Annotated in this window: 9 protein-coding genes; all 9 read left to right on the top strand. The window is 47.9% G+C overall.

Annotation, left to right across the window (positions count from 1 at the left end):
- Window positions 1–825 (top strand): hypothetical protein (locus RWJ43_RS04680; RefSeq protein WP_314008388.1); only part of this gene is annotated, 825 nt, incomplete at its 5' end.
- 254 nt (window positions 826–1,079) lie between these two features.
- Complete coding sequence (locus RWJ43_RS04675; protein WP_314008385.1) at window positions 1,080–2,024, top strand: SpaA isopeptide-forming pilin-related protein; 945 nt, start codon at window positions 1,080–1,082, stop codon at window positions 2,022–2,024.
- A 94-nt stretch (window positions 2,025–2,118) separates the two neighbouring features.
- Entirely contained in the window at window positions 2,119–4,137 is a 2,019-nt protein-coding gene (locus RWJ43_RS04670) for an ABC-F family ATP-binding cassette domain-containing protein (RefSeq protein ID WP_314008382.1), read from the top strand.
- Window positions 4,138–4,232: 95 nt separating this feature from the next.
- Window positions 4,233–4,913 carry a site-2 protease family protein gene (locus RWJ43_RS04665; RefSeq protein WP_314008379.1) on the top strand — a complete coding sequence of 227 codons (681 nt, stop codon included), beginning with the start codon at window positions 4,233–4,235 and terminating at the stop codon, window positions 4,911–4,913.
- Window positions 4,913–5,842, top strand: coding sequence for a segregation/condensation protein A (locus RWJ43_RS04660; RefSeq protein WP_314008376.1), 930 nt, complete (start codon window positions 4,913–4,915; stop codon window positions 5,840–5,842). The genes RWJ43_RS04665 and RWJ43_RS04660 overlap by 1 nt, the downstream gene beginning before the upstream one ends.
- A 3-nt stretch (window positions 5,843–5,845) precedes the next feature.
- Window positions 5,846–6,520 carry an SMC-Scp complex subunit ScpB gene (gene scpB, locus RWJ43_RS04655; RefSeq protein WP_314008374.1) on the top strand — a complete coding sequence of 225 codons (675 nt, stop codon included), beginning with the start codon at window positions 5,846–5,848 and terminating at the stop codon, window positions 6,518–6,520.
- 3 nt (window positions 6,521–6,523) lie between these two features.
- Complete coding sequence (locus RWJ43_RS04650; RefSeq protein WP_314008371.1) at window positions 6,524–7,363, top strand: pseudouridine synthase; 840 nt, start codon at window positions 6,524–6,526, stop codon at window positions 7,361–7,363.
- 64 nt (window positions 7,364–7,427) lie between these two features.
- Window positions 7,428–8,138 (top strand): histidine phosphatase family protein, encoded by a 711-nt coding sequence (locus RWJ43_RS04645; protein WP_314008368.1) that lies wholly within the window; start codon window positions 7,428–7,430, stop codon window positions 8,136–8,138.
- Window positions 8,138–8,820: (d)CMP kinase (gene cmk / locus RWJ43_RS04640; RefSeq protein ID WP_314008365.1), on the top strand; the 683-nt coding region annotated here is incomplete at its 3' end. The genes RWJ43_RS04645 and cmk, both read left to right, overlap by 1 nt.

Below are 8,820 nucleotides of genomic sequence, written 5' to 3'. Positions count from 1 at the left end.
GGTATGGTTCCTCTTCATGCCGTAACGTTCCCTTATGATTCAGATACACGTCTTTTTGAGGAAACTACTCGAGCAACAGTTAGATTTCCTACTAGACTCGGAAATATTATTATCAGAGTAGTTGATCAGTATGGAAATCCTATTGCTGGCGCAACTTTAAAAGCAAATGTTGCGAGAGAGCCCAGAAGTGGTATTCCTGCACCAGCATGTCCTCCTAATATGGGCGGATTTAACACCCCTGATCCAGCTTATTTGCCAGGAACTGAAACTCCTCGTGCTATGACTCAAACTCCTCCAAATCCTGGTGTTCCATATACACAAACAGGAGAAATATCAGACGATGGTCAAAACTATTCACTCACGACAGGTCCAGATGGAACTGTAATTATTCCTAATTATCTTGTTGATAGAAAAGCTACTATTACTCAGCTCACCACTCTTGATGGTTACACTATTGATGATCCTAATCCTCAGGTTGGTGAGATTACTGGTTCTAACGAGACAACTACAGTTACCTTTGTAAATCGCAGACCAGAGCCACCTGCTCCAGAGCCACAGCCAGAACCTCAGCCTGAGCCAACTCCAGAGCCTACTCCTGAGCCCCAGCCTGAGCCAACTCCAGAGCCTACTCCTGAGCCCCAGCCTGAGCCAACTCCAGAGCCTCAACCACAGACTCCGGAAAAGCCTAAGACTCCAAAGAAAAAGAAGGCTGTTCTTCCAGACACTTCTGACATTTCTGGTGTCTCTTCTTTAATTGTTGGAATTACAGGTACATTAAGCTCTCTTGCTGGTGTCTCAATGTATGTGAGCAAGAAGCGTTTCTAAGATTACAGGATTTATTGAATCTGTTTCAAAATTGATTTGAACTTATCAAGTGAACGACCTGTGCATTTTGCAATTTAAAAATGTATGGGGAGTTCACTTGATTTTTATAATGTGGTTAGAAAATCCCGCAGTTTCTCCGGTTAAAATTTTGAAATAATTGTGTTTAGTGTCGGATATTATCTTTAATTTAATGTCTGATTCGCTTACTATAGATAGAAGTATTTACAAGTACGATTCGGTTTGAAGGAATTGAATTGAAACGATATAAAAACATTGCCCTTGCTATTCTTGTTGCGTTGACGCTTGTTGTATCAGTTATCACTCCAAAGATTGCACTTGCAGATTCCAATGAGATTAGTGTTCTTGCTGTTGATAAATACACCCGTGAGCCAATTGAGGGCGTACATGTTGTAATTTATCAAGGTGGTTCTACTATCGTGGCCGAAGGTGAAACGGACGCTAATGGCTACTTTAACCCTTATCTTCCACTTCCTGACGGCGCTTATAGAGTTGAACAAACCACTTATAAAGAAGGCTATGTTCCTCAGGTAGAATCTAAATCTTACGTTTTTAGTGACGCTGCATATGGTTTAGGTTCGGTAGAAGTTGCTGAAATGGAGAACCAGCCACTCTTAGGCAACATCATTGTTAAGGTTGTTGGTACAGACGGAAATCCTATTGCTGGTGCAACTCTTAAGGCAACTGCTGCAAATATTGCAGGTCCTGCTGTTCCGACCCCTCCATTTACTCAGACCGGTATTCTCACCATGGAGGCTGATGGTAGCTATTCTCTTACAACTGGCGCAGATGGTACTGTTGTAATCCCTAACCTTATGGGCAACACTTCCACTACCATCACACAGCTCACCACCATTGATGGCTATCAGATTGACACCACGGTTCGCGTTGGTCAGATTACTGGTACACAGACCACTGCAACAGTAACTTTTGTTGATCCTACAGCTCCAGCTACGGTTCCAGACCCAGATCCCGCACCTGCACCAGAGCCACAGCCTGAGCCTACTCCAGCACCAGAGCCACAGCCTCAGCCAGAGGCTCCAAAGGCTAAGAAGGTTAAGAAGTCTGCTCTTCCAGATACTGGCGACAACGCTCTTACGCTTCCTCTGATTGTTGGTGTTGCTGGCGTAACTGTTGTTGTTGCTGGAGCAGCTCTCTTCCTTCATAAGAAGCGTCAATAAATCTTCACAAGCCTAGCTTCATTTACATAATTCACCACGTAAATCAAGTGAATGACTTATACTTATCCAGTTCAGATATGTATGAGGAGTTCACTTGATTGCTCTTGCGGATAAGATTTCAAAGTCATTTGGCGGCAGAGTTCTTTATTCAAATGCAACACTTCAGCTCAATGCGGGAGAGCGTTGGGCTTTAGTTGGTCCTAATGGTGCTGGTAAGACTACGCTTCTAAAGATCATTATGGGCTTAGAGTCTGCCGATGAAGGAACCATTACCTTTGCAAAAGATGCTACCCTGGGATATCTTGAGCAAGAAACAGAGCTCATGGGAGACAGAACCGCCCTCAACGAGGTAATTGAGTCTGCCCATGAGATTAAACAGTGGGAGAGAAAGGTTAACGACCTTTCAATCATAATTGCCGAAACTCCCGAAGGTGCAACGCTCAATAAGTATCTTGAAGACTACGCTCATGCTATGGAGCGCTTCGAGCGTCTTGGTGGCTATGAACTTGAAAGTAGAGCTCGTCAGATTCTTGCAGGTCTTGGATTTCCAGTAGAAGATTTTGACAAGTCCGCTAAAGAGTTCTCGGGCGGCTGGCAGATGCGTATCTCTTTGTCAAAGCTGCTTCTGCGTCGTCCTGATGTTCTTCTTCTGGATGAGCCTACTAACCACTTGGACTTGGAATCTGTCCAGTGGCTTGAGAGGTTCTTATCGTCATATGACGGTACGGTTTTGCTGGTAAGTCACGACCGCTCATTCATGGATGCCTGTGTAACGCACGTGGCGGCGCTTGAGAATCGTATGCTCGTAACCTATACCGGCAATTATTCCGGCTATCTTCATCAGCGAGAAGAAAATCTTGAGCAGCTCCGTGCTAAACGTGCAGCTCAAGAGCGCGACATTGCTCATATGGAGACCTTCATTGAGCGATTTAGGTATAAGCCTACCAAGGCAAAACAGGTTCAAGAGCGCGTGGCAAAGGTCGAGAAGATCCGTGAAGAACTGGTAGTTCTTCCAGAGCAATCTCATCACATGCATTTTAGGTTCCCAGAACCTCCTCGTACCGGAGATACCGTCATCTCTCTTGAGGGCGTGGCCAAATCGTACGAGGATAACTTTGTCTATGACAATGTTGACCTTAAGCTGTATCGCGGAGATCACGTTGCGCTTGTTGGCCCTAACGGCGCTGGTAAATCCACTCTTATGAAGCTTATTGCTGGCAAACTGAAGCCAGATGCTGGAGTAATTAGCCTTGGTCAAAACGTCACCGAGGCCTACTACGCACAGCATCAGCTTGAAGAGCTCAACCCCGCAAATACGGTACTTGCAGAGCTTGATACGGTGGCTGCGGGATGGACTACCTCTGAAGAGCGCAGATTGCTTGGCGCCTTCTTGTTCCACGGTGATGACGTGGAGAAACGCGTAAACGTACTTTCTGGTGGCGAGCGTGCTCGTTTAGCCCTTGCCAAAATGCTGGTTTCTCCAGATCCGCTGTTGCTCCTGGACGAGCCAACTAACCATCTGGACATTGATTCCGTTGATGTCCTGGAAAAGGCGCTTGTGGACTTCCCCGGAACCATCATCTTGATCAGCCACGATGAACACCTGGTCAGGGCTGTTGCTAACAAGGTTGTGGACGTTCGTGATCACAAGGTTACGGTCTATGACGGTGACTACGATTACTTCCTCTTTAAGCTTGCAGAGCTTCAAGCAGCGGCACAGGGGGAGACGTCGAGCAAGACGGTGTCCTCGTATGGGACTTCGGGTGCAAGAGCGGTTAAGTGTGCTGCTCCAGAGGCAGGTCAAGCTGCAGGATCTTCTCGCAATGTGAAGACTAAGGAGCAGAGAAGAGCTGAGGCGGAGGAGCGCAATCGAAGAAGCCGTGCACTCAGGGAGACCAAGAAACGCCTGGATGAGGTTGAGGCAGCGCTAACTCCTGCACACAAACGCTACGATGAGCTCATGACGCTTATGGCCGATGAGGCTCTCTATAACGATCCTCAAAAGTTTGATGAGTGCATGGCTGAATATCAGGCACTTTCCAAGAAGATTCCTGCTCTTGAGGCTGAGTGGCTGGAGCTTTCAGAAAAAATGGAAGCAGACATTGATGAGTAGGTAGTTTTGCCAATCTTGGGTAAAATTGTTAGGTAATTGAAGCTTACGTAAGTATCTGTCTGTGTGTCTTTACAGATGTTGAGATAAGGATTGTTGTGCCAACTGCTTTAACATCAGTTCCATCGCTTTTGACAATGCTCGCTGAATTTGCACTGGTAATCTTTGCCATTGTAGTTCATGAGGTTGCGCATGGCTTTGTGGCATACAAGTGCGGAGATCCTACCGCTAAAATGTCTGGTCGTTTGACGCTCAATCCACTGGCACACATTGACTTGTTCGGTACGGTTCTTTTGCCGTTTATGTTGGTATTGATGGGTGGTCCTAGCTTTGGTTACGCAAAGCCCGTTCCCTATAACCCCAACTACCTCAAAGATCGTCGTCGTGATGAGATTCTTGTAGCACTCGCAGGTCCAGCGTCTAACATTTTGCAGGCGTTTCTCGGCGCACTCTTATTGCGTTTGCTCAACGCGCTAGCTGTTGCATTTGGTGCGGCACTAAATCCGCTGGTAATGTACTACGTTTCTTCACTGGTAATCTTCTATATTCAGATCAACGTAAGCCTGGCAGTCTTTAACATGCTGCCAATTCCGCCTTTGGACGGCTCTAAGCTGCTGCTATATTTTCTTGGCGAGAAAAACCGTCAAAAGTTCTACGCCATTGAGCCTTACTGTATGATTGCTGTAGTGGGACTCATGTTCTTTGCGCCTGGCTTTTTCTCGTCCATTATTGGGGGCATTTCTAACGTCATTTTGAGCCTGCTTGCGAGAATCATCTAATGTCGTACAAAGTAAACACCGCAACATATTCTGGCCCGTTTGACCTGCTGCTTCAGCTTGTAAGTAGGCAAAAAGTTGCTATTGGATCCATTTCTATCTCTGAGGTTGCTGATCAGTACCTGGCAGAAGTGGACGCCATGGAAGAGCTTGACCTAGATGTTGCTAGTGACTTTGTCCTTGTTGCGTCAACGCTTTTGGACATGAAGGCTCATGCCTTGGTACCTCAAGATGTTTCGCTCAAAAAATCATACGATGAAGATGAGTATGATGACGAGCTTGACGGTCTTTCTCCTGACGAGGCGCGAGAAGTTCTTATTGCTCGCCTTATTGCCTATAAGCAATTTAGAAACGCTGGTGCTGCGCTTGGTAGCCGCATGGAGGCGGAATCATACATGTTCCCACGTTCAGTGGGTCCAGACCCTGATTTCTTAAACCTCATGCCAGACTATCTAGAAGGCATTACGCTCAGAAGCCTTGCCGTCATCTGTGCGGACATTGACTCAAAACGTGAGACATTCTTGCTTGAAGCAGAACATGTGGCCCCAAAAAGGCTTCCAGTGGCTCTAACAGTTGCTTCTGTGGATCGTCTCACACGCTCCAAGGGCAAAGTGACCTTCTCTGAGCTTCTAGATGGTCAGGATACGCCAGAGATTGTGGTTGCAAACTTTTTGGCTGTGCTTGAACTCTTTAAGCGCGGTCTTGTTCGTGTTCAGCAAGATGTCATCTTTGGTGAAATTGAAATTGAGCACATAGAGGGCGCTGATTCTTACCAGCTTGATGAATCGGTCCTCCTAGAGTTGGAAGAGCTTTCTGGCGATGAGCCAGATCTTGAGGGATTTAACTTGTCTCAAAACGCGCTTCAAGATGTCCAGCAGACGCTTTTATCGCTCACTCATACGCCCGATGAAGTACAGGAAGAGGCGGAATAACTTATGGCAGAAGAGCTTACCTATTTAGATTCCGAGTCGCTCAAAGGCGCTCTTGAATCGCTGCTTTTAGTTGCAACTGATGCTATCACCACGGCTGACTTTGCCAAGGTCACTAATGCAGCTCCCGCAGAGGTAGCTGAAGCTCTCAAAGAGCTCGCAGAGGAGTACACGCGCTGCAACAGGGGTTTTCAGCTTAGAGAGGTAGCCGGTGGTTGGCGTCTCTTTACGCACCCTGCCCACCATCAGCTTGTCAGTGACTTTGTTCTTTCTTGGGATACGCGCCGCCTTTCGCAAGCAGCGCTTGAGACGCTGGCGGTTATTGCTTATCACCAGCCCGTTACTCGTGAAGGCGTCCGTGCTATTCGTGGTGTTAACTCTGATGGTGTTATCTCTTCACTTCGCGAGAAAAACCTTGTGCGTGAAGTGGGCAAAGAGGCAGATAGGGGACAAGCCATTCTCTATGGCACAACAGCCCTTTTCTTAGAGCGCTTTGGCCTCAAGTCTTTGCGAGAGTTGCCGCCGCTGGAAGATTTTGCCCCTGACGAGGAGTCCAAGCAGTTTATTCGCGAGAGACTCTCTGGCAGAAGCTTCACTTCAACGCTTGAAGAAGCCGCAGAAGACATTGACGATGAGCGCTCCCTTTTGGGAGACAGCTACGATACGCAAGAGGATGCATAGGCCGTGGCAGAAGAGCGTATTGTCCCCATGCGCCTGCAGCGCTTTTTGGCGCGCGCGGGAGTGGCTAGCCGTCGTGGCTCTGAGCGCCTGATGACCTCAGGTCGCGTCACGGTAAACGGCCAGGTAGTCACCGAGCTTGGTAGCAAGGTTGATCCGCTGGTAGATGTTGTTGCAGTTGACGGTGTTGTCTGCTCAATTGCCGAGAAACCCGTCTACTTGATGCTCAACAAACCTGCAGGGTACTTGACTACTATGAAAGATCCTCAGGGTAGACCAACCATCGTTGACATGGTTCCAACTGAAACATACCCAGGTCTTTTTCCTGTTGGTCGCCTTGATATGGATACCACGGGTCTTTTGTTCTTTACTACCGATGGTCAGATGGCACAAGAGCTTTTGCATCCCTCAAAGCATGTATGGAAGCACTATGTTGCCCATGTAATAGGTACGCCTACAGAAGAGCAGCTTAATCGTTTGCGTGAGGGTATAGAACTTGAGGATGGTCCCGCAGCTCCTGCAGAAGTTGAGATTGTCTCTGATGATGCCAAGATGAAGGCACTTCTCGCCCCACAGGGTTTAGGAAAAACCGGTGGAGGAGAGCCAAACTCCCTGGTCAGCGTAACTATTAGAGAAGGCAGAAAGCACCAGGTCAAAAAGATGCTTCTGGCTATTCACCATAGAGTTCTTGCACTCCACAGAGACACGTTTGGGCCGCTCCACCTTACAGGCGTTAAAGAAGGTGAGTGGAGACTTCTCACAGAAGAGGAAGTTGCCGCTCTGGAGCGCACTATTGGTAGAGAGCCTGGTGCTTCTCCTATCATGCCTTTACATGCCAGCAAGTAATTACTAGTCGCACGATTTATAAGTGCACGTCAAACAGCTCAAACACGCCCAGAGAGGAGACATAATGCAGCCATTTGAAGTTCCAGCTCAGGTTCATCGCATTTTGTTTATGCGCCACCCAGAGAGTGTGGCTAATACACAGCGCTTTTTCAGCGGCAGAAGAGACGTTGAGCTTACCGAGCATGGCGTTGAACAGCGAGAGCGCGCCGTTCGTGCACTTGTTGCATTTCATCCAGATAGAATTTGGACCTCTCCTTTATCTCGCTGCAAAGACATGGCCCAGATGGCTGCCACCGAGCTTGGTATTCCTTGTGAGGTAAAAGATGACCTTGCAGAGATGGATTTTGGCATTCTAGAAAGCAAGCGTTTTGCTGATGCAGAAGAGATTTTAAAGCCCTATGGCCTTACGTTTCCTTGGGCCTCAGACAAAAACGGCCATTCCATACCAGCTCCAGAAGCAGAGTCGTACGAGCAGGTAAGAAGCAGATGTCGCACTATTCTTAACGAGCTTTCCAGTCTTTCTGGACGTACCGTTTGTATTTCTCACGGCGGCTATTTGCGCTCTATGATGGCAGAGATTTTTGGCATCCCAGGTAGTTCAAGCTGGAATGTACATCTTGCAAATGTCTCTTCAATCTTCTTTACTAGTACAGGCAGTTCTGATTTTAAGCTTGGTGGATTTAACCTTGATCCAGAAGAAGTTATTCGTCGTTCCACTGAGCCAAGTTTTTACGATTTTCGTGACATTTGGGGTGTCACCAAGGGGGATAAGTAATGATTGTTGCTATTGACGGCCCAGCAGGCTCCGGAAAGTCCACGGTTGCGCGCGCACTTTCTGATCGCCTGAATCTGATTTTTCTTGATACAGGTGCAATGTATCGCTCCGTAACCGTAGAATGCCTGCGTCAGGGCATCGATATGACTGATACCGAGAAAATCATTCAGGTTGCACGCAGCATCAGCATCTCGTTTGGTAACTCCGCAAACGGTCAGACCGTCTATGCAAACGGCTCAAACGTTACGACAGAAATTCGTACTCCCGAGGTAGATAGAAACGTTAGCGCTGTTGCAGCCATCCCTGAGGTCCGTGAGGCTATGGTCACGCTTCAGCGTCGTGCTGGCGAGAATGGCGATGTAGTTGCTGAAGGTCGTGACATTGGCACCGTGGTATTCCCCGAGGCTGATGTAAAGGTTTTCTTGACCGCAGACCCTGCTGCTCGAGCTCACCGCCGAGCCGTTCAGCGCCAGGGTGGAGACGCAGCTACCGGAAACGATGCTCAGGTTGACGCCAAGAGTGAGGAGAAGATCCTCGAAGACATCAAGGCTCGCGATAAGGCTGATTCTGAGCGTAAGGCAGCACCACTTCGTGCTGCAGAAGATGCCCACCACATTGACTCTTCTGCGCTTTCTGTTGAAGAGGTCATTGCAGCTATTATTGCCCTGCATCCAGGACTCGG

Source organism: Lancefieldella parvula (assembly GCF_963530955.1).
Taxonomy (GTDB): Bacteria; Actinomycetota; Coriobacteriia; order Coriobacteriales; family Atopobiaceae; genus Lancefieldella; species Lancefieldella parvula_A.
This window is presented reverse-complemented; position numbering and strand designations above follow the sequence as displayed.

Excerpts from the sequence above, each read along its gene's own strand:
- RWJ43_RS04660 (WP_314008376.1), top strand. The coding sequence starts at position 4,913 with ATGTCGTACAAAGTAAACACCGCAACATATTCTGGCCCGTTTGACCTG.
- scpB (WP_314008374.1), top strand. The coding sequence starts at position 5,846 with ATGGCAGAAGAGCTTACCTATTTAGATTCCGAGTCGCTCAAAGGCGCT.
- RWJ43_RS04645 (WP_314008368.1), top strand. The coding sequence starts at position 7,428 with ATGCAGCCATTTGAAGTTCCAGCTCAGGTTCATCGCATTTTGTTTATG.